The sequence below is a fragment of the Enterococcus mundtii genome (genome assembly GCF_002813755.1).
Lineage (GTDB): Bacteria > Bacillota > Bacilli > Lactobacillales > Enterococcaceae > Enterococcus_B > Enterococcus_B mundtii.
Map to the genome: position 1 here is coordinate 1,894,735 of NZ_CP018061.1, position 21,789 is coordinate 1,916,523.

Here is a 21,789-nt window from a genome sequence, read left to right on the forward strand (position 1 = left end):
GGCCACAAAAATTTAAAGAAGCAATTTTCATGGCTGTCGCTTTATTTTTTGAGACTAAAAACTTCTATTCCCACCTCTTGTGCTATGATCAATGAACTAAGTAGCCTTGGGATCATAGCACGTTACAGATCACTTCCTAGCAACTACGTATCAGTTGACGGCTACGACTGTTACTTTGACTGTTTTTTCCCCAAACCCATACTGATTCGCCATCAGTACCACTTCGTATTCGCCAGGAATAGGCAACACGTTGTTCTCTTTGATGACTGCACCTTTCACGACTTTGCCATCACTATAGACGGTTCGTGCATTTGTTGCTTTGATGATAGAGGCATCATCTATTTCATCCACCGTAATAACGGCATCTTCTGCCATAAACACATAGCCTTCTGTCAAATTTTCAGAACGAACGATCACTTTGACTGTTTTCTCAATATCCCCTTTATCAATACCAATCGTTACTTCATAGTAGCCAACTTCATCTTTGACTGTCGATGCTTTGATCACTGGTAACGCTTCTACTGGTTGACCAGATAAATCCGTTACAGTGGCCCCGACCGCCACTAAAATTGATTGGTCATCGGTCTGACCGACAGTTACAGCAGCATCCGCTGCGCTTAAAATATACTCTTGTTGTGGTAGTTGTTCCCCAACTACTTTGATTTTCACTGTTTTTTCTACACGGTCATCTTGTTCGATACCGATTGTCGCTTCATACTCTCCTGGAGTATCTTTCACTGTACTAGCCTTGATAATCGGTGTACCTTGTTTTCCTAGCGTTTGGTTGAACACATACGCGTTCGTTGCTATAAGAAGGGAATAATCATCGGTCTGGCCGACCATCACTTCTGCATCGTCTGCTAACAATATATAATCAAAAGCAGGATTTTCAGAATCATTTTCTTCAATCGTTACAGTGACTGTTTTTTCAACCGAAGGGTTTTGCTTAATCCCTAGAGTGACTTGGTAAACACCAACTTCCGCTTTGATTGTTGAATCTTTAACGATAACAGTGATCGCTCTTCCCTGACTATCATAGGCATAGGCGTTCGTTGCTTCGATGATTGAACGATCATCTGTACGTTCGATCGTAGTAAACCCATCATTGGCGTAAAGTTCATAGGACAATTCAGGTTCAGTTGTATCCTCACCAATGACTGTCACTTGGATTTTCTGCTCGATTGAAAGGTCTTTATCAACTGTAATCGTTGCTTCATAGATACCTGCTTTGTTTTCAACGGTTGACGATTTGATCATTGGATAGGCTTCATAGGATAAACCACCATCTTTGTCAACGACTTCTGCACCACTTGCCCAGAGGATCGCTTCCTCATCCGTTTGATCAACTTCCAAAGTGACATTTGTTTCCCACACATTCAAGCGATACTTTGGTTGGTTCTCTAGCTGTTGAACAGTCACCTTCACCTTTTTTTCAACAGCAGCATCTTGTTCAATCCCAAATATGACCTCGTAGGTTCCAGGAGTATCTTGCACCGTTGATTCTTTGATGATTACTCTTGCCACTTTTCCTGTTGTTACATCAAAAGCATAAGCTCCGCTTGCATCTATCAACGATTGTTCATCTGTATGACCAACATAAACTGTTGCATCCTCAGCGAGAAATTGATATTCGTGAACACCTGTCACTCCATCATTTTCTTGCATCACAGTGACAGTGATCATTTTTTCAAGACTTAGATCTTTATCTACAGCAATCAGTGCCTTGTAAGTTCCTGGGATGTCTTGCACAGTCGATGACTTGATCACGGCTTTTGCATCCACTGCTTCACCACGCTGATTCGTGATCTCGACATTAGCAGCTGCGATGATTGAAGCATCATCCGTTTGTCCTACCATGACTGTAGCATCTTGCGCACTGAATGTGTAACTTTCTTTATCTGTGATAGTAACTTTGATCGTACGCTCCACCCGAGGATCTTCTTTGATCCCTAATGTCATTTCATACTCACCTAATTGATTTTCAACGGTTGAGCTTTTTACGATCACATCAAATAACTCGCCCTTTTCATTACGTGCATAGGCACCAGCAACTTTTAGAATGTAATCAGTATCAGTTTGTCCTACTAGTACGGTCACGTCTTCTGCTAAAATCGTATATTTTGTTTCTTGCTTATCATTTAAAACTGTAACGTTTACTGTCTTTTCCACACTGGCATCTTCTTTTAAGCCAATGGTCATCTGATATTCCCCTGGCTTTTCTTCAACAGTTGTTCCTTTGATATAAGGTGTGAAGCCACTTAGCGGCTCCCCTTCTTCATCAACGACTTTCACATCTGCAGCCACTAAGAGTGAGGCAGAGTCAATTCTTTCGGGCAAGACAGTGGCATCATAAGCGACTAACTCATACTTTTGTTCTAAACTATTGATTTGTTCTTGGACGGAGGTGATTGATCCTAGTAAAGACTGATTTAGTTGACTCGTCTGTATAGAATCATTCTCCTTGCTCTTTTCTACTGATTGATTTGCAGCTGACACATGGGAAACTGGCACCATCATTGTTGACACAGTGAGACCGAGCAACATCAATTGACACATTGTTTTCCTTTTTTTCATAATGTAGATCATCCTCCTAAGAAAATTTAGCTCACCAATTATCTATGAATAGATTCTTCACCCATTCATAGCCCCCTTTTATTGGCGGTTTTTTGTAAAGAAATAACAATCCACATCCTTTACACCAAGAATAATAACACCATTTATCATCATTATCGTGCTTATTATTTCCTATTATAGAAATAAATTAACACCAATAAATTAGAATTATTCGCCATTGATTATTGCTATAAAAGAACGCTGAATTATTAGAATTCTCCCAGTATCATATTTTTTTAAAGAAATAAAAAAAAGAACATTAAAATGTTCCAACTATGATTCTATGGATTCTCCATTACTGATCAACCATTTGATGATATACTTGATTGATGAAACCCTTATCAAATAGTCACAATAAGCAATGGAAGGAGTGATGCTTTTATGGATACAGCTTATCGATTAAAAATGAAAATACAACAAAATGAGCCGATTGAAGATCCGATGCTCTATCTTGAGCAATCACTGATCGTCAAAAAATATGAGCAACAAGAGAATCTATCCAGTCTAGGTAAAATTTTTGCTTTAATCGGTTTAGCAGAAATCCCTTATGCAAATCAATTACCAGTTACCCAGTCATTGATCCAATATGTAGAAGAAATGGTTGCGACACCAGACGGTTTTTCTTATACCGGAAAAGCAGAAGATATCGTTCCTTGTTACAACGCGATGTTACTGGAGACCTATGTTCGTCTCGGTTTAGGACAGACACTCCCTGCCCAGCGAGCACTCACGTGGATCAAAAACTATCAGCTCTTTGAACGTAATCAAACAACCTCGTGGACAGGACGTGGTATTTGCCAACATGGTGGTTGCTTAAGAAAAACTCCTTGTTACATTGGCATCGGAAAAAGTGTTCGTGCATTGATCACTTATCAAAAAATGGTGGATCAATCTGATCCACAAGTAAAACAAATGATTACTGATGGTGTGATATATATGGAAAAACATCAATGGTTCAAACGTTTGTCGAATGGACAGCCCATTTCTGCACATATTACAGAAAATATGTTTCCACAAGGCTATGTTTTATCCCTGACCGATCTTATCTACATTGCTTCTCATACTAATGACCTTGATCAAGAGGCTTTACAACCTTTGATTGACTTATTACAAATGAAGCAGACTAAAACAAAAGGTTGGAAAAATGAATATATCTATCGCTATAATGGGTACCAACCATTCAGTATGCGCCGTCATGACTGTCTTTGGATCACTGAAATGGTTTTACAGTTTATTCATACAAATTCGTTAAAATCATTTTAAAAAAATGGTCGATATATAACAAAGGAACCTAATTTTATTTTTATAGCTGTTATTAAAAAAACAAAGGTTTAACATGATCAACTAATCACAAACTAATATAAATCATGGTTTCCTATATAATAACTCCTTATTCTTATTTTGAAATCAAAAAAAACATTTTGTTATGATACTATTAATAGTTTTAAAAATAACACAGAAATGGTATTATTTATTTACGAAGATAATAGAGGAGTGAATGATGTTGGTTCAGTTAAGCAAGTTTTTATTTTGGTTTCCTTTATGTATTGCCGTGCTAGCATTTTTTTATTTCTTTAAATTAACTAAGCGCACTTTCTTGGTGTTCCTAGCTGCATGTCCAGTGATTTATTTTATCACTAAAATCATGGCATACTACTTTTACGATTCTCTGAGGGTGTTTGTATATTACGAAATCGGCCTTCTAATATCTGTGATTTTTTTTATCAGTGTGCTTTATTATTTCTATAAAAAACGCTAACTGACAGAAAGAGATTGTGATCCCTATGCTAAGACTCGTGTTAACATAAGGATCACAACCCCTTTTGGTTACTCTTCTTTTTTCTTCTTACGTATGAATAGAAAATAAATGATCAATAGAATGATAACCCCAAGTAAGACACCCACAACTACATAGACCCACGTCGGGATCGACTGTTGATTTACTTCAGAGATTGCTACCTTATTCACTTCTTTCGCATCACTCTCACTGATGGTAAATTTGCGATCGAATACCCACTCGTTGTCTTTTGCATCTGAGATTGTCAAATGCAAGGAATAATCTCCCGCTTCCAGTCGCTCATTGTCCCAATCGATCGCAAATCGATACGTCGACAAGGGCGCCATTTGCATCTCTTTATCATAGGATACTTCTTTTATGACTTCCTCTGTGGCATCTTTCACCTCAGCTACATATTTCAAATGACCGATCGCATCCATCGTTGGATTCTTCAAGGTTGCTACCACACTTGTTTTCCCAAATGAAATGGCTGGTTCGACGCCTGCCAATTCCACCTTTCTTTGCACTTCATTCGTGTTATTCGTTAATTTCAATCCTAAGACATAGCCATAATTATTAACGATTTGTCCCTCTTGTTCCGCTTGACCTACTTTCATGACATGGATGGCTGCCAAGATTTGTCCATCAAATTCTTTTTCTGGCATTGTAAGGTCAACGCTAACTTCTTGCGACTTTCCACCAGCTAAAGTGATGCTTTCTGGAACTTTCGCAATGTTGTCGATTTGAAATTCGTCCGGTATATCTGGTTCATCCATTGGTTGCGTATAATCAATAAATCCTTGATCATTCGTATAGGCTTGGTTGACTGCAACCTGATAAGTTGACTCTCCATTCGATGTATTTTCTATCAGGAACTTGATCGTTTGTTTTTGACCAGGTTCTAGTTGTAAATCAAAATAAGTTAATTTTTTATTGGCTTGATTTTCTGGAATAATTGCTTTGATATGAAAGCCCACTTCACTCTCAGTCTCTGCCTCGGTGACTAAGGGGAAGCAAAAAGTAAACATGAAACAAATGGCTAAAATTATTTTCCGCATCACTACACCTCATTTATCGATTCATTTGGTTTTTCCCATAGATTTGATCATGAACAAAAACCTATAGAAAGAATTGAAGCAATCGCTGAATGCGATTGCTCCAATCTTCTCAATTCGGGCACAGCCATTAAGAAGCATTTGCCGTATTGTACAATTGATAATTGATCGTACCGTTCAAGACATTATTTACTTGTAAGACATTGCTCGGATCAGTAAAACCAATCGCGATCGATGTTACCGGAGTGGTGATTTGACCGGTATTATTTCCGGCATCTGGTGTAGTAGCTGATTGAGCGACAATTCCAGTTGCACCTGTACCAACTAATTGTGCGCCATTGATTTGGAATGAATTCACAGTAAATGTGGCTGGCGCAGCTGCTCGCGTCAATTGATTATTCGCAACAGTTGCTCTCACTGACCAAGCTTGAGCGATGCTATCATTTGAAACAACGATATTTCCTGGTGTACCGATCGTTCCAGTGCTAAGTGAATACGTACCATTTTCGATTTCTGTTTCAAACGCATAAGTCGCTGGAACGGCATCGAGTCTTAAATCTCCTGAAGTAGCATCGGTAATCGTCACAGTCGTCGGTGTACTTCCAGTTTGTCCTGGTACCTCTGCTGCGAATGCTGCTACCCCACCTATATTTACTAAAATCAACCCTGCGAATACTGCACTCAATGTTTTTGTTTTGTGATTCATTTTTATTCCTCCTTGATTTTCAATTAATCTACATCGGCAACCACATTTACGAGGTTGACCGTCTGTATCGCTTTATAGGTACCACTTGGACTATTAGCAGGAACACTCAACTTAATACTTTCTTTCGGGAAGATCAATCGAAAGTTTTGTTTTGTTCCTTGACTGACTTTGACGAGTTCTTGCGTTTCGCCATAACTGATATTTTCTATATCATTGACTTGATAGACGGTTGTTTGTTCTGTCGTCAACTGTCCATCTTTCATAGAAAGTTTTGCTGCATATTCCTGCTGATTTTTAAAAGCAGATAAGGAATAATCGAGTTTCCACCCATTCGTTCCAGAACGATTGTCAACCACTTCGATCACTAGATCTTGCTTTGCTGGTACTTCAATGTCCGTTTCAGGGACTGGGTAGCGATCAAAAGTCGGTGGTATCACTTTCTTTAAATAAATAGCAGGTTCGATGATTTGGACATTCACTGCTGATTTTTTCTCTTCACCCACAGAAGATGCTCGGATCTTAGAAGGGAAAGCTAACATCATTAGCAAGATAAATAGTAGCAACCATTTGATTTTAGGCTTCATCGCTTCTGCCTCCTTGCAAGATACATCAGTCCGACAAATCCAATCAGCAATGTACCGAGAAATGCAGACGTTCCATACAACAAACTACCCGTTTGCGGAAGCATCCCCTCCGCTTGCGGTTTGCTCGTTCCACTTTCACCCTTATCTGTGGGAGCAACTTCGTCTTTTTCATATAATTCAAACTGGATTTCTTGCTGATCGGAAGCAATCACCTCGTCGGCAAACGCAGGAGCGACTCGCACAAAGCCAGTGAACAAAACAACACTAAGCAGGAACAAAAGATTGGTAGTTATTCGCTTCATCTCATCGCCTCCTTATTCGATCGTAGCTGTGTCATATAGCTTCCAATTGGCTTTCGCTCGTCCGCTATAATCACCCACAGGCAAGAGTTTCGAGCTATTCAACAAAACACCGGCATTTTCACTCATATTCAGCGTATAAAGATAACCTGTCGGTGTCACACTCGCAGAATCAAACACTTTGATTGGTGAATTACCCAAATTTTGAACGGCACTCGTAGGACTTGTTTTCCAGACGAAAGAAAAAGGTGCGTTCGTTCCACTCGTGATCGAAAGACCAACCGACCAATTTCTTGTTGTTCGTGGATCTCTCGAATCCCATACCTTTAATTCTAAGCTATTGCCCGCATCACGATCCAAGATCCCTTTACTTTGACGAACCTTTCGATTCGTCCATTTGAATGTACTCGGTGCCTGTTCAAGTCTTAATTCTCCAGTGTAGGCGACCGTCAGATTCAATGACGCTGCCGGTTCTTCGGGTTTCGTCAATTTCCCAGAAGAGTACACTTCGATGACAAATTTATTTTCACCATAATCAAAATATTTTGTAGGGATCACTAATTGTGTATTTGCATTAAAACTTGTTGCCCCTGTTGTCGTGACATCAGAGAATGGAACATCGGTCAGATAAGTCGTTCCCTTTCTCACTTTGAAACTCAATCGATCGCCGACATCTAAATCTTTCCAATAGAATGTTTTTTGGTACCCAGGATCGCGATTCGCAGAGATATCAAGCGTCTCACTAAAATTGATCACCATATTGACATTTTCCCATGACAAAGCAGTAAATTGATCCGTTTTTCGAACCCAATAATACACGGTATCACCATAGTAGGTGACGTTTGTTGTATCATTTGGCGTCGTTCCCACTGGATTTGCCAAGACTGAACTTCCGTAACTAGTTAGTGCATCGGCTGACAATGTTCTTGTTGGTGCTAAATAACTCAGTGTCGCTGAATCTCCTGGATTGAGATTGATTGCGTTATTGGCTATCGTCGTGACCACTGTGATCACGCCAGTCGTCGCGTTATTTGTCACGACTGTTGATAAATTTGCTGGGGCAATCGTTGACGTCACCCCTGCGGCAGTCGTTTTCGTGATCGTCGGTGTGACTGTCGCATTTGTTGCCAAATTGATTGCTTTCGCATCAAGCACCGTCGTCCACCTCGTAGTATTCAAGGCTGCTTCACCTGTATTTACCTTGATCGTTGATTGGATCTTAGCAGGCTGCTCGCTCATCAAATATTTACTTTTACTTGTATCTGTACTTGGAACAGTCACCGATGTATTGGCGTTGTCCAATACATTACTCGTCACTGTCGCGCCTATCGGTATCGGTGGCTGAGTAAAAGCAAAACGAACTTGTCCTGATACGCTACCGTTGGCCGCTGTAAATCCCCAGTAGGCTCGATTGTTGTTGGTCGCTAATTGCAATTCCGAGTTCAAATCCCCCCAAGGTATCGTTGTGTCAGCAGTTTTTGCCCCATTGACAGGATTCCTAAATGAATAGGTAAAGTTCCGTGTGGCGCTATTAAAGCTATAATTGAACTCGTACCATGTTCCATCTTGGACATTGGTACTGACAGCTCCATTAAGTGGGATCAAGCTGTTGTGTTTGATCCGTCCGGGATTAGCGAGGGTCAAAGTGAACCAATCATTTGCTCCTAAATCACCATTCACTGCATTGATTGGTTGATACGTTCGGCTTAGGTTACCCGGAAAAGTATACGCCATATGTGGCGTACTTCCAGCAGGAATCTGAGCGTCATAGCGTGCTCTACCAGTTACTGCTTCATTGGCAAATAGATCAAATTCAACCGCAAATGAATTACGAATAGCTGTCGTTTCTGGTGTTCTCTGAGCCAATAACTCATAGTAGCCGCCAGTCGCTCCGTAGACTCCCAAGTTTTGACCGTCGACACCTACCGCCCGTGAGTTCGTAATGGCAGTTGTTTTTCTTGCATCGTTATGCATGACAAACGCCACGCCATCTGCTTGTTGTGTGCCGAAATTGACATAGACACGTTGTGAAAATGATTTCGTGAAATCTAAGCGATATGCGTCATTTGACCAAATCGACGTCCAGTTATTACTACCTGAAAGAGAAATTTGTGAAAATGGTTTTCCTCCATTGTCATTTGTATTCGTGACATTTGACACCACAGCCCCACCATTTGGTGCGGCAAATGCGCCACTGATAGGGATAGCTCCCGGCGGTACATATTGAGATCCTGTCCCTGTTGCAAAAGCTTGGGCTGCTCGTGCCATGGGTGGTTGGTAGTCAGAAGAGGACGTGTCCTGTTCTTCCGCTACTTTTGATTCACCGGATGATTGCTGTGTCTCATCCTTCTCTGGACTCTCTCCAGACTCTCTATTTTCTTCCACAGTACTGCTACTGCTATTCATTTTGTCGGTCAGTTCACTTTCTGAAACAGTTGATTGAGCATTCGCTTGTTGCGGAGTCATCTGAACTAACTGTCCTTCTGGTGGCGTAAGCTCCCTCACCACCCCATCATTCCTCTGATAGTGAATAAACAGTCGAATGGGTTGCATTGGTTTGGTAAAGGACAAGGACGTGACTTGCTCTTCTGTTAGCCACTGGTTCTCAGACACTGAGTCTTCATTTAAGAAAAGAGGGACTTTCGCTTCCTTCGAGTCCAGTATAGTCATCATGAATTGCAAAGACTCTGGTAAGCTTTTATCTACGTGGAATTTGACATCTTTATCTGTTTCTTCAAGATAAAAGGCAAGGTGCTCATTTTGGGCAAATGGCTTTGTTTGTTGGCTTTGATCTTCATCGGCATAAGAAATAGAGCAAACGCCTCCAACTAAAAAAGCGATAAAAATAAACGATAACATACAAAAAAACCACGAGTTCGTTTTTTTGTTATTTAGCATCTCCATAGGTTTTCCCCCTTTATCTATCTTCCGTTTGAATGAAGAAGACTTGTGAAACAGTCATGTCTATACTTGGACTGTTTGTAAACAGCATTTGAATGACAATTATTTCTACTTAAATACAAAAGAAGCTGAAAATCTTCAAACGCCATTATGTATAGATAAAGGAAAAGCCTAACTTCAAAGTAAAAATATGTAAACTTTTTGACAATCGCTTTCATTAAACAAAGAATAACACACTTTATTTTTTAAATGAATTTTTATGCTTATAACGTTATGTAATTAGGTAGCGCTTACTTAATAAGATAAAAACCTATAAAAAATTTTATTTATGCTAATAATTATAGTTTTTTCATCATCTATGATGAAGCCAACTTGACACAATTTTTCATGGATGTATAGGAAAAATGCATTGTAATAAAGAAACGAGCGCACAATGATCTATTTCTCTCAACTTGTTTATTTATGCAACTTTGAATCTATGCTTATTGGCGTGTCTCGATCCTCTGATTCTTTTGTAACCCAAAAAAAGATAACACTAGAAACCAAAAGATCAGTTTGACTAATGTTATCTTTATATCATTTAACTATTCTCACCGAGTCAACTCTGACCATTTCCAGTTTTCCACTACTGGCAGATCATGACCTTCTTTCCGAATATACTCTCGATGTTCTTTCAACTGTTGGGTCATTTCTTCAGAAAAAGTCGAAGCTTCTTCACCATAGACAGTCACCGCTGCATGTTGCGCTAAGTGGAAGCGATCCAGTTCACTAAAGACGCGCATATCAAACGGCGTGGTGATATCACCATTTTCTCGATAGCCATGGACCATCAATTGGTGATTGTGTCGTAAGAAGAAAATATCCCGGATCATGCCTTCATAGCCATGGAAAGCAAACAGAATTGGTTTGTCTTTCGTAAAGAACGTGTCAAACACTTCATCACTTAGCCCTCTCGGATCAACAGATGGGTGTCTTAACTTCAAGATATCAACCACATTGATAAAGCGGATTTTTAGTTGTGGAAATGCTTGATTCAATAGTGAGACTGCGGCAAGTGCTTCAAGGTTTGGTTCTGTACCTGCTGCTGCGATCACTAGATCTGGCTCTTCATTCGCAGAAACCGTACTAGCCCAATCGATGATTTTCAACCCCTCATTAGCTAGTTCTTCTGCTTCTGTTGCAGAATAAAATTGCGGACGTGGATGTTTACTTGAAATAATCAAGTTGATGACTTGCTCTTCTTGCAGCGCACGATCCATCACAGCCATCAGACTATTCGCATCTGCAGGCAAGTACTCGCGAATAAACTCTGCTTTTTTCTCTGCTAAATGGGTCAACACACCAGGGTCTTGGTGGGTATAACCATTGTGATCTTGTTGAAAAACAGTGGATGTTGCAATCAAGTTCAATGAAGGATAGTTTTTCCGCCAAGGCTGATCACTGGCTTTACGCATCCACTTGAAGTGTTGCGTCAACATCGAGTCAACGACACGTAAAAAGGATTCGTAACTAGCAAAGAATCCGTGCCGACCTGTCAAAACATAGCCTTCTAAAAATCCTTCTGCTTGATGTTCCGACAATTGACCATCAATAACTCTTCCCACAGAAGACTGCCACTCATCTGAAGCATCTTTAGGTTCCAACCATTGTCGATCAGTCACTTCAAATACTTTATTCAAGCGATTGGATTTTGTTTCATCCGGACCAAAGATCCGAAAATTGGTTGGATTCTTCGTGATTACATCTCTCGCTTGTTCCCCAAAGACCATCATATCTTGTGCAACGACAGCTCCTGGTGTTGTAGTATCTACGGCATAGTTTTTCCAATCAGGCATGACTAACGGTTGGGGATCGATTCCGCCATTTGTGATTGGGTTTGTCGACATCCGGCGATTGCCTTTCGGAGAGAGATCTTTGATTTCTTGGTTGATTCTTCCTTGTTCATCAAATAACTCTTCCGGGCGATAAGACTGTAACCAATCAATCAAATGATCGACGTGTTCCATATGCTCAGAATCGACTGGAATCGGTACCTGATGCGCACGAAACGTTCCTTCAATTTGTTCATTTTCCCACGTCTTTGGTCCTGTCCAACCTTTTGGCGTCCGAAAAATAATGACGGGCCATCTTGGCATCGTGGCTGATTCCGCAGGTGCTTGTCTTGCTTCTTTTTGGATTTCTTTGATTTCCTCGATCACTGTATCTAGCGTTGATGCTAGGATGTGATGAACAACTTCGGGATCTGTCCCTTCAACAAAATAAGGTTTCCAGCCCATTCCTTCGAAATACTTTCGAAGATCCTCATCACTCTTGCGGGCAAGGATGGTCGGATTTGAAATTTTCCCGCCATTCAAATTCAAAATCGGTAACACCGCACCGTCATTGACCGGATTGATAAAGACATTTGAAAACCAACCGCCAGCTAATGGTCCTGTTTCTGCTTCGCCATCGCCTATGACTGTCGCCGCTATCACATCGGGATGATCAAGGATTGCACCTGTCGCATGAGCAAGGGAATAACCAAGTTCTCCACCTTCATGGATCGATCCTGGTGTTTCCGGCGCGGCATGGGATGCAATTCCGCCAGGATAAGAAAATACCCGACATAGATGAGCCAATCCGGCTTCATCTTCTGTAAATTCTGGGTAGATTTCACTGTAACTACCATCAATATAAGAATTAGATACCATCACTTGTCCACCATGACCGGGACCCTCTATGTAAAACATATCCAAATCGTATTTATTGATGACACGATTTAAATGTGCATACACAAAATTTTGCCCAGCTATTGTTCCCCAATGCCCAATAGGATGTGTCTTTACATCTTCCTTAGTTAATGGACGGCGTAATAATGGATTATCTTTTAAATACATTTGAGCAATAGAAATATAATTTGCAGCCCGCCACCAAGCATCTAATTGTTCAAATTCTATTTGTTTGTCTACGTTTGTCATATCGAACACCCCTTCAATCATTGCTAGTCCTAAGAAAGAACAAAAAATGAGTCTGGCCTTTACCAGAGTGTCCAGACTCATCTTCGTCGCTTCTTTCGACTGCTCGCCTATGCTATCGACCTCGATCAGTTGATAACATTACGGTATTTATTTAACTTTAACTTGAATCTCTAATAAATGACATCATAACGCTCTACTTCTTTGAAAAGAGGCATCAGACGTAAGTTTTTCTAAAGTCTCTTACTTAGTCGTTTCATTTATTTGATGACGATATCTTCTAAATCAACCAAGCGTGCCCACGTTTGGATCTGCTCAGTCGTAAGGTGCAATGACACAACGGTATGGTGTCCGCCACCTGTGCGGATCCAAGCACCTACTCCTTCATGGAAATTCGGTTTGACTTTCCAAAGTACGCGTGCCACTGGTAAATGTGGGGCTGCTTCCGTTGGTTCAAAAGCTTCCACTTCATTGATCAACAATTTGTAATGCGTCCCAAAATCTGCCATAGAAACTACAACACCATCGCCTGCTTTACCATCAAACACTAGACGAGCCGGATCTTCTCGATCACCCATCGATAATGGCGAAACAACGATTTTTGGTCGATTGACAGCCAATGTTGGATCTACTTCCATCATGTGAGACTGTAAAATTGCTTCTTTTCCTGGCGTCAATTCATACGTGTAATCTTCCATGAAACCTGTGTCTTTGTTTTGTGCCATGATTTTTAACATCCGATCCAAAGCAGCTGTTTTCCAATCCCCCTCACCGGCAAATCCGTAGCCTTCTGCCATTAACCGTTGGACTGCTAAGCCAGGTAATTGTTGCATACCGTAAAGATCTTCAAAGTTTGTTGTGAAAGCACTGTAATTGCCCGCTTCCAAGAAACGTCTGATCCCGATTTCTTGTTTTGCTTGTACTTTGACATGTGCCTCCCAAGTGTCATGGTCATAATTGGCATAATCAAAATCATAAAGTTGTTTATATTCTTCAAATAATGACGCTACCTCTTCATCAGTGACTTCATCGATCACTTTGACTAAATCACCGATCCCATAATAGTCGACCACCCAACCAAATTGGATCTGTGCTTCAACTTTGTCTCCTTCGGTCACAGCCACATTACGCATATTGTCGCCAAAACGAGCAACCTTGATCGAGAAGCTTTCATTATAAGCCACAGCCACATGCATCCAGTCTGAGATTTGACGTTGCACATCTTCGGATTGCCAATGACCAACCACGATTTCATTTTTCTTATTGAGTCGTGCATTGATAAAACCATATTCCCGATCCCCATGAGCTGCTTGGTTCAAGTTCATAAAGTCCATGTCGATCGTTTCCCATGGGATGCTCTCGTTAAATTGAGTAGCTAAATGCAACAAAGGCTTTTGTAATAATTGTGTGCCACGAATCCACATTTTTGCTGGCGAGAAAGTATGCATCCAAGTGATCACACCTGCTACTTGCTCTTGGTAATTCGCTTCTTTCATGATCGAAGTGATCGTATCAGCAGTCACTGCTAGTTCTTTTAGTACGATCGGATAAGGCAACGTTTGGTGATCATTTAGTGCTGTAACGATCGTCTCCGCATTCTTTTTGACCTGTGCTAAAGCTTCTTCTCCGTATAGATGTTGTGAACCTACGACGAACCAAAATTCTTTTTCACTGATTGCTAACATGTTTATAACTCCTCTTTTTTTTATTTTTTTTGGCCATAATACGCATCTTTACCATGCTTGCGTAAATAATGTTTATCCAATATTCGTTGTGGCAATGGTTCGGAAAAACTATTCAATTGGCGAGTAAATAAGTTCATTTTCGCCACTTCATCCAGTACAACGGCATTCATCACCGCTTGAGAAGCGTCTTTTCCCCAAGTAAACGGTCCATGACCATGTAACAACACTCCCGGGATCGCCATGATATCAATATTTCTATTTTGGAATGTCTCAATGATCACATTGCCGGTCTCGTGTTCATAACCAGCATCGATTTCTTCTTGCGATAAAAATCTTGCACAAGGAACGCTACCATAAAAAGTATCTGCATGAGTCGTACCCATGGCGGGTAAATCGAGACCCGCTTGCGCCCAAATCGTTGCCCACGTCGAATGCGTATGACAAATCCCACCAATTTCAGGGAAATGTTTGTAGAGAACCGCATGTGTCGGTGTATCGGAAGATGGATTTAGTTCACCTTCGATGACTTGATTATTCAAATCAACAACGACCATATCTTCTGCTTTCATTTCCTCATAGCTCACACCACTAGGCTTGATGACAAAATATCCTGTTTCTCGATCAAACGCACTGACATTCCCCCACGTATATTTGATCAAGCCTTGTTTTGGTAAAGCTAAATTCGCTTGATAAACCGCTTCTTTCAGACCTTCTAACATTCTCTCACTCCTTCTTCCATTGATACGATCGCGGATGCTTCGATAGGCAACCCTTTTTCATACAGCTCAATAAACCGTTCGTAACCACTTAAGTCTTCCTCCGTTGGTTCGATCGTCAGACCTTCACTAGTTGAAAATACATCTTTTGCTAAAAATTCTTCCAAAGTCATTGCTTCTGCCGCTTGGAGATAAGCAGCTAATAAGGCGATCCCCCAAGCGCCTCCTTCTCCGGCTGTTTCCATGACTGTGACAGGTGCTTCCATTGCTGAAGCTAGAATCGTTTGAGCAACTTTCGGCGTTTTAAAGATCCCACCATGTGCGACTAAACGATCGATCGTGACTTGTTCGGATTTAAGAATCTCCATCCCTAGACGCATCGCCCCAAAAGCACTTGACAGGTGCATCCGCATAAAATTCGCTAAATCAAACTTACTATCCGGCTGTCTCACGAATAGTGGTCTGCCTTGTTCCATTTTTGTGATGTTTTCGCCTGAGTGGTACCCGTAGCTGAGTAATCCTCCACAGTCGCCATCCCCTTGTAGCGCTTTCAAAAATAAGGTTTCATAAATCTGCTGTGTATCGATCGTCACGCCAAGACTCTCACTGAACTCTTTGAAAATCTTGACCCATGCGTTGATTTCCGATGAGCAATTGTTTGTATGAACCATCGCTACAGGGCTTCCGTCAGGCGTTGTTACTTGATCGATCTCTGGATGGATGTTTACTAACTCTTTGTCTAGTACGATCATTGCAAACGCCGATGTCCCTGCTGAAACATTCCCTGTACGTAACCCCACACTATTCGTTGCGACCATGCCTGTGCCAGCATCCCCTTCTGGTGGACAAACAGGAATCCCTGCAGATAAGTTACCGGATAGATCTAAGAGCTTGGCTCCCTTTTCAGTCAGCGTCCCTGCAACCTCACCAGCCAAACGAATTTCTGGAAGAAGCGTTTCTAACGGTTGCGAAAAGCCTTCCGCTTGTGCCAATTGATCAAAAATAGCAATCTTTTGTGCATCATATCCCTTCGTTTGACGATCGATGGGAAACATTCCTGAAGCATCTCCAACTCCTAATACTTTTTGTCCGGTCAATTGCCAATGGATGTACCCAGCTAAAGTTGTAAAGTAACTAAGATCTTTTAAATGTGTTTCTTTATTTAAAATCGCTTGATATAGATGGGCAATGCTCCAACGCTGTGGGATCGTATAATGAAAGGCTTTGCTCAGTTTTGCTTCTGCCTCTGCGGTAATGGCATTGCGCCACGTGCGAAAAGGAACAAGCAATTCATCGTCTTGATCGAATGCCAGATAGCCGTGCATCATTGCGCTAAAGCCGATAGCCCCTATCGTAGTCAGTGTCGTCTCATACTCCGCAGAAACTACATCGACTAACTGTCCATAACTCGATTGTAACCCCTTCCAAATCTCATCAAGTGAATAGGTCCAAATACCGTTTTCTAACTGGTTTTCCCAATCGTAACTTCCAGCTGCAATCGGCTCATAGTGTTGATCGATCAGCACTGCTTTGATTCTCGTTGAACCTAGCTCAATACCTAGTGCTGTTTGCCCTGTGCGAATCGCTTCTATTCGTTTCAGCCTAGTTTCTTTCGCTTCGATGTCAAACGCCTCCTTAGTTTCTCTTTATGATAGTTACAGTATAAAACTTTTTGTACGTACATGTCAACGATATTATAGTTATTTGTTCGTACATAAACCTTTTTCTTTTTCCTGATAAATTCACATTTGCCATATAAAAAAGGCAAAGAGAGTAAATTCCCCCTCTTTACCTTTTTAAGAGCAAATAATATCTTGCTAGACATTGACTAATTTTCATTAAATAAATTTTTATCGTATCTGGTACACTTAGCGTTTCCCCTCAGCTACTCGCCCTTCTTTGCTGCACTTACTGAATCTCTGATCAACAAACTAGGTTCATAGACGATGTTTTCTCCTTGATCACCCGTTTGGATCGTGTGAATGATCCATTCTGCCGCATCTTTTCCCATCCGCTCTTTTGGATGAGTTAAAGTGGTCAGTTTCACTGCGCCCATCTGACTCAACGAGGAATCATCATTTCCGATGATCGACAATTGCTGCGGTACTTGATAACCCTTTGCGATCACCTCATCAAGCAACTGGCTAGCAACTTGATCGTTGTAGCAGATGATGCCGGTGCTTGCCGATTCTTTTAGCTGTAAGAGGACTTTTTCACCTAGTTTCCCACGAGAATCAGTCGTGTAGGTAATGATATCTTCCGGCGAAAATTGGATACCGTAGGCTTCGCACGCTTGAATAAATCCTTTCATCCGATATTTTCCTTGTAAATCATCAATTTTCGTGATGAACAGTAATCGCTGATGTCCTTGCTGGATCAAATACTCTGTCCCTTTAAAGCCAACTTTTACATCATCAACACAAATCGAGGCGACCGCTAATTCTTCATAGACAGCATTGATCATGACCATCGGGATTCCTTGTTCTCTCAATCGGACATAGAGCGCAAGGTTCGGATTGTATTCATTACTTTTTGTTGGCTCTACGATCAAGCCATCTACACCAAACTGCAGCATTTTTTCTAAACAGTTTTTTTCTTGTTGATGATCATTATTCGTACTAGCTAATAAGAGTGAATATCCTTGTTCACTCAACGCTTTTTCAATTCCTCGGATGATCGAGGGAAATATATAATCCGATAAATACGTCGTGATCACGCCAATCGTCTTTTGATTTTTTCTACTTTCTGATGTTTTCTTATACGCGTCATCGACATATGTTCCAGAACCTTTTTCTTTACGTAGATACCCTTCATTGACTAACAATCCAATCGCTTGTCTTACCGTATGACGGCTGACTTGATAGTCTTTTTGTAATTGGAGTTCAGGTGGTATCGGTTCATTTAGTTTAAAAATTTGGTCAATGATCTTATCCTTTATCTCGTCTGCGATCATTTGATATTTTGTTTTATCCATGGTTACTTTGCCAATCCTTTCCAAAACAAGTTGTCCGAACAATTATTTGATATCATTGTAGCACAACTTGTTTTGGAAAGGATTATTAACACAAAAAAATATCTGTGAGATTCTTTTTATTAGCGCTTTGTAAGGAACAACTGCTCTTTTTCAACTTTTACTTCAAGTGATTTCAAAAGAATTGTAAGATATCTGCTAAGACAGATTCACCATCAAATGTTTCGTAATCTTCTTTACGAATCAATTTGTAAGGAACAGCTTTTACCGTCAGAAAATCTTTTAACCGTTCCACTTCATACTCTGATTGTGGACCGATCATCAGTCCGTCAATATGTTGGTTTTGGATCGCTTGCTCTGCCACGATTGCTGGTGCAGAATATACATGTAGAGGCACCCCTTTTTCATTTGCTGCATTTTGGATATTTTTTACTAGCAGACCAGAAGTGATCCCAGCGGTGCAAATCAATAATATCCGTTTTTCCTCTGTCGATTCCATCCGTTCACCACCTCAAGAAATTTTGCGTTTTTTATTGTAAATATCCAATACGACAGCAAGCAATAAAATCAATCCCTTGATTGCCTGTTGCCAGTCTACTCCGACTCCCATGATCGACATCCCATTGTTCAGCACACCCATGACTAAGCCACCGACGATTGCTCCAGTGATCGTTCCAATCCCTCCAGAAGTCGAAGCTCCTCCAAAGTACACAGAAGCCATCGCATCTAATTCAAGCGAAGTCCCTGCCTGAGGGGTAGCAGCATTTAAACGAGCGGCTAAGATCAATCCTGCTAAAGCAGCCATGACGCCCATATTCACAAATACCCAAAAGGTGATTTTCTTCGTCTTGATCCCAGATAATTGAGCGGCCTTCAAATTGCCACCTGTGGCATAAATTTGTCGTCCAGCGACTGTCCGATTGGTCAAAAATCCATATATCCCAACAATCACACCTAAAATGATCAATATTACTGGAAATCCTTGGTATGAAGCAAAGATATAACTTAATCCTAAGACAAGAACGATCGTCAATGCTGCTTTGATCAAGAATGCGTTCATTGATGGTACTTCAAATAAATTTTCTTTTCTTCGCGCTCTCGCACGCCATTGAGCAAATACTAAACTAACAGCTAACACGACACCTAAAATCAACGTCAATAAGTGCATTCCAGGAACACCAAAGATATCTGGTAAATAACCCGTCGAGATTTTTTGGAAACCTCCAGGGAAAGGCGCTAAAGATTGCCCTCCTAATACAACTTGTGTCAAGCCACGAAACATCAGCAGACCAGCAAGTGTTACGATAAACGCCGGGATTCCTACATAAGCGACCCAAAATCCTTGCCAAGCACCGATCACCCCACCAACTAATAAACATAAAGGGACTGCGAGCCAAGGACTGATGTTGTTATTGACCATCAACATACCCGCCATCGCCCCTACAAATGCCATGACTGAACCTACCGATAAATCCACGTAGCCTAAAAGTACGACCAACAACATTCCTGCAGCCAAAATCAAAATATGGCTGTTTTGCAACACGATATTCGTTATATTCAGCGGTCTTAAAAAGATCCCGCCGGTCATTAGTTGAAAAGCGATCAACAAAGCGACCAAAATAATGACCATACTATATTTACTAAAGATATCCAATATCTTTTCTTTTACATTCCAAGCTTTTTTTTCCTGACTTTTTTTTGTGACATTTTCCATCAGCCCACTGCCTCCTCTTCTTTTGTCATCAGGTTCATCAATAACTCCTGATTTGCCTCTTCTCTAGGCACTTCTCCCGTCATTTTCCCTTCATTCATGGTATAGATCCGATCACACATACCGATGATCTCAGGTAGTTCAGAAGAAATGATACAGACACATTTTCCTAAGGCAGCCATTTCTTCAATAATCGTGTAGATTTCATACTTTGCCCCGACATCGATACCACGAGTCGGTTCGTCCAGAAATAAAATTTCCGGTTCTGTCATCAACCACTTAGCTAAAACGACTTTTTGTTGATTCCCTCCACTTAAACTACCAACGTTTTGGAACACATTGGTGGCTTTGGTCCTCATTTTTTTCCGAAAGTTCTCTGCTTCGATCACTTCTTTTTCTTGATCTAAAATGCCACTTCGACTAATTTTTTTGAGACTAGCAATCGTCGTATTTTCTCTGATGTCCATTAAAAGATTCAAGCCAACAGACTTACGATCTTCGGACACATACGCCAACCCATGATCAATTGCTTGAGAAACATCTTTGATCACTAATTCTTTTCCGTCTTTAAAAATCTTACCGCTGATATTGCTTCCATATGATCGACCAAAAATACTCATGGCAAATTCAGTTCGTCCTGCCCCCATCAATCCGGCGATACCAACAATTTCTCCTCGTCGAATCGAAAAATCGATATGATCATTGATGATTCGGTCGGTGGTCAATGGATGATGGACCGTCCAATCCTTGACTTCAAAATAAACCTCACCGATATCAGGATGACGATCAGGATAACGATTCGTTAAATCACGACCAACCATCCCCTTAATGATCCGTTCTTCACTGATTGCTGTATTTTCTAACGTTTCGATCGTTTGGCCATCTCGTAAGATCGTGATCCTGTCCGCCACCGCAACGATTTCATTCAATTTATGCGAAATGATGATCGAAGTGATCCCTTGATTGCGAAACTCCTTGATCAATGCTAAAAGATTGGCACTTTCTTCTTCATTCAGTGCTGCTGTTGGTTCATCTAATATGAGTAATCGAACATTTTTAGAAAAAGCCTTCGCAATTTCTACCAACTGTTGATGCCCGACACCGATTTGTGAGACTAAGGTGTTCGGATCGATTTTCAAGCCCACTGTTTTTAGTAGATTTTCTGTTTTTCGTTCCGTCAAGTTCCAGTCGATCACGCCATGTTTTGTTTGTTCGTTCCCTAAAAAAATGTTTTCTTTGATCGATAGATAAGGACTCAAGGCTAATTCTTGGTGGATGATCACGATCCCTTTCGCTTCACTATCTCTAAGATTTTTGAATTGGCATACCTCACCGTCATACATGATTTCGCCTGAATAACTGCCATAAGGATACAAACCGCTCAACACATTCATCAACGTGGATTTTCCTGCACCATTCTCGCCACAAAGGGCGTGGATCTCTCCACGTTTGATGCGGAGATTGACATTGTTCAACGCACGAACACCAGAGAATTCTTTGATGATTTCTTTCATTTCTAAAATATAATCTGCCATTTTTTCACTTCCTAATCGAGGGTGTGATAGAAGTGCTCAACTCCGAAAAATAAGCGCGAAACCTGAAAATTGTTCTTCAAATTTTGAGATCTCACGCTTATTTTTGAAGGAGCTACTACTGAAACACTATTTATTGAGGTTATACCAGAAGCGTTTTGACCTAAGCAATAAGAGAGAAAATTGAAAAATAGTTGGTTATATTTCTCCGATTTTTTGCTTAATGTTGAAGGTCAGCTTCTAAACACCGTTTATTCGGTTCTAATGGTACAAGAGGACAAATGT

15 protein-coding genes are annotated in these 21,789 nt (G+C 40.8%); 1 reads left to right on the top strand and 14 read right to left on the bottom strand.

The window, feature by feature from the left end:
* Positions 1-150: 150 nt before the first annotated feature.
* Entirely contained in the window at positions 151-2,574 is a 2,424-nt protein-coding gene (locus EM4838_RS08965; protein ID WP_071866850.1) for a hypothetical protein, read from the bottom strand.
* Positions 2,575-2,994: 420 nt separating this feature from the next.
* Between EM4838_RS08965 and EM4838_RS08970 the strand changes: the two genes are divergently transcribed.
* Complete coding sequence (locus EM4838_RS08970; protein ID WP_071866851.1) at positions 2,995-3,876, top strand: hypothetical protein; 882 nt, start codon at positions 2,995-2,997, stop codon at positions 3,874-3,876.
* A gap of 564 nt (positions 3,877-4,440) precedes the next feature.
* Here EM4838_RS08970 and EM4838_RS08980 read toward each other — a convergent pair.
* The 13 genes from EM4838_RS08980 to mmsA form a co-directional block, all read right to left on the bottom strand.
* Positions 4,441-5,448, bottom strand: coding sequence for a WxLIP family cell surface protein (locus EM4838_RS08980; protein WP_233433728.1), 1,008 nt, complete (start codon positions 5,446-5,448; stop codon positions 4,441-4,443).
* A gap of 127 nt (positions 5,449-5,575) precedes the next feature.
* Positions 5,576-6,151 carry a hypothetical protein gene (locus EM4838_RS08985; protein ID WP_071866853.1) on the bottom strand — a complete coding sequence of 192 codons (576 nt, stop codon included), beginning with the start codon at positions 6,149-6,151 and terminating at the stop codon, positions 5,576-5,578.
* 23 nt (positions 6,152-6,174) lie between these two features.
* Positions 6,175-6,735 (bottom strand): WxL domain-containing protein, encoded by a 561-nt coding sequence (locus EM4838_RS08990; protein WP_071866854.1) that lies wholly within the window; start codon positions 6,733-6,735, stop codon positions 6,175-6,177.
* On the bottom strand, positions 6,732-7,037 hold the full coding sequence (locus tag EM4838_RS08995) for an LPXTG cell wall anchor domain-containing protein (RefSeq protein WP_071866855.1): 306 nt from the start codon (positions 7,035-7,037) through the stop codon (positions 6,732-6,734). Before EM4838_RS08995 ends, EM4838_RS08990 begins: the two co-directional genes overlap by 4 nt.
* 12 nt (positions 7,038-7,049) lie before the next feature.
* Positions 7,050-9,938, bottom strand: coding sequence for a lectin-like domain-containing protein (locus EM4838_RS09000; RefSeq protein WP_071866856.1), 2,889 nt, complete (start codon positions 9,936-9,938; stop codon positions 7,050-7,052).
* 587 nt (positions 9,939-10,525) lie between these two features.
* Positions 10,526-12,892, bottom strand: a complete 2,367-nt coding sequence (locus EM4838_RS09005) for a phosphoketolase family protein (protein ID WP_071866857.1) — start codon at positions 12,890-12,892, stop codon at positions 10,526-10,528.
* A gap of 257 nt (positions 12,893-13,149) precedes the next feature.
* Positions 13,150-14,574 carry an L-arabinose isomerase gene (gene araA / locus EM4838_RS09010; RefSeq protein WP_071866858.1) on the bottom strand — a complete coding sequence of 475 codons (1,425 nt, stop codon included), beginning with the start codon at positions 14,572-14,574 and terminating at the stop codon, positions 13,150-13,152.
* Between the two features lie 20 nt (positions 14,575-14,594).
* Complete coding sequence (locus tag EM4838_RS09015) at positions 14,595-15,293, bottom strand: L-ribulose-5-phosphate 4-epimerase (protein ID WP_071866859.1); 699 nt, start codon at positions 15,291-15,293, stop codon at positions 14,595-14,597.
* Positions 15,287-16,873 carry a xylulokinase gene (locus EM4838_RS09020; protein WP_100917268.1) on the bottom strand — a complete coding sequence of 529 codons (1,587 nt, stop codon included), beginning with the start codon at positions 16,871-16,873 and terminating at the stop codon, positions 15,287-15,289. Before EM4838_RS09020 ends, EM4838_RS09015 begins: the two co-directional genes overlap by 7 nt.
* Before the next feature lie 302 nt (positions 16,874-17,175).
* On the bottom strand, positions 17,176-18,264 hold the full coding sequence (locus EM4838_RS09025) for a GntR family transcriptional regulator (protein WP_071866861.1): 1,089 nt from the start codon (positions 18,262-18,264) through the stop codon (positions 17,176-17,178).
* Positions 18,265-18,436: 172 nt separating this feature from the next.
* Entirely contained in the window at positions 18,437-18,760 is a 324-nt protein-coding gene (locus tag EM4838_RS09030; protein ID WP_071866862.1) for a PTS sugar transporter subunit IIB, read from the bottom strand.
* Positions 18,761-18,772: 12 nt separating this feature from the next.
* On the bottom strand, positions 18,773-19,975 hold the full coding sequence (gene mmsB, locus EM4838_RS09035) for a multiple monosaccharide ABC transporter permease (protein ID WP_023519955.1): 1,203 nt from the start codon (positions 19,973-19,975) through the stop codon (positions 18,773-18,775).
* On the bottom strand, positions 19,975-21,507 hold the full coding sequence (gene mmsA, locus EM4838_RS09040) for a multiple monosaccharide ABC transporter ATP-binding protein (RefSeq protein ID WP_071866863.1): 1,533 nt from the start codon (positions 21,505-21,507) through the stop codon (positions 19,975-19,977). The genes mmsB and mmsA overlap by 1 nt, the downstream gene beginning before the upstream one ends.
* Between the last annotated feature and the right edge of the window lie 282 nt (positions 21,508-21,789).

Coding starts and splice junctions, on each gene's coding strand:
- EM4838_RS08965 (WP_071866850.1), bottom strand. CDS start 2,574: ATGAAAAAAAGGAAAACAATGTGTCAATTGATGTTGCTCGGTCTCACT.
- EM4838_RS08970 (WP_071866851.1), top strand. CDS start 2,995: ATGGATACAGCTTATCGATTAAAAATGAAAATACAACAAAATGAGCCG.
- EM4838_RS08980 (WP_233433728.1), bottom strand. CDS start 5,448: ATGCGGAAAATAATTTTAGCCATTTGTTTCATGTTTACTTTTTGCTTC.
- EM4838_RS08985 (WP_071866853.1), bottom strand. CDS start 6,151: ATGAATCACAAAACAAAAACATTGAGTGCAGTATTCGCAGGGTTGATT.
- EM4838_RS08990 (WP_071866854.1), bottom strand. CDS start 6,735: ATGAAGCCTAAAATCAAATGGTTGCTACTATTTATCTTGCTAATGATG.
- EM4838_RS08995 (WP_071866855.1), bottom strand. CDS start 7,037: ATGAAGCGAATAACTACCAATCTTTTGTTCCTGCTTAGTGTTGTTTTG.
- EM4838_RS09000 (WP_071866856.1), bottom strand. CDS start 9,938: ATGGAGATGCTAAATAACAAAAAAACGAACTCGTGGTTTTTTTGTATG.
- EM4838_RS09005 (WP_071866857.1), bottom strand. CDS start 12,892: ATGACAAACGTAGACAAACAAATAGAATTTGAACAATTAGATGCTTGG.
- araA (WP_071866858.1), bottom strand. CDS start 14,574: ATGTTAGCAATCAGTGAAAAAGAATTTTGGTTCGTCGTAGGTTCACAA.
- EM4838_RS09015 (WP_071866859.1), bottom strand. CDS start 15,293: ATGTTAGAAGGTCTGAAAGAAGCGGTTTATCAAGCGAATTTAGCTTTA.
- EM4838_RS09025 (WP_071866861.1), bottom strand. CDS start 18,264: ATGGATAAAACAAAATATCAAATGATCGCAGACGAGATAAAGGATAAG.
- EM4838_RS09030 (WP_071866862.1), bottom strand. CDS start 18,760: ATGGAATCGACAGAGGAAAAACGGATATTATTGATTTGCACCGCTGGG.
- mmsB (WP_023519955.1), bottom strand. CDS start 19,975: ATGGAAAATGTCACAAAAAAAAGTCAGGAAAAAAAAGCTTGGAATGTA.
- mmsA (WP_071866863.1), bottom strand. CDS start 21,507: ATGGCAGATTATATTTTAGAAATGAAAGAAATCATCAAAGAATTCTCT.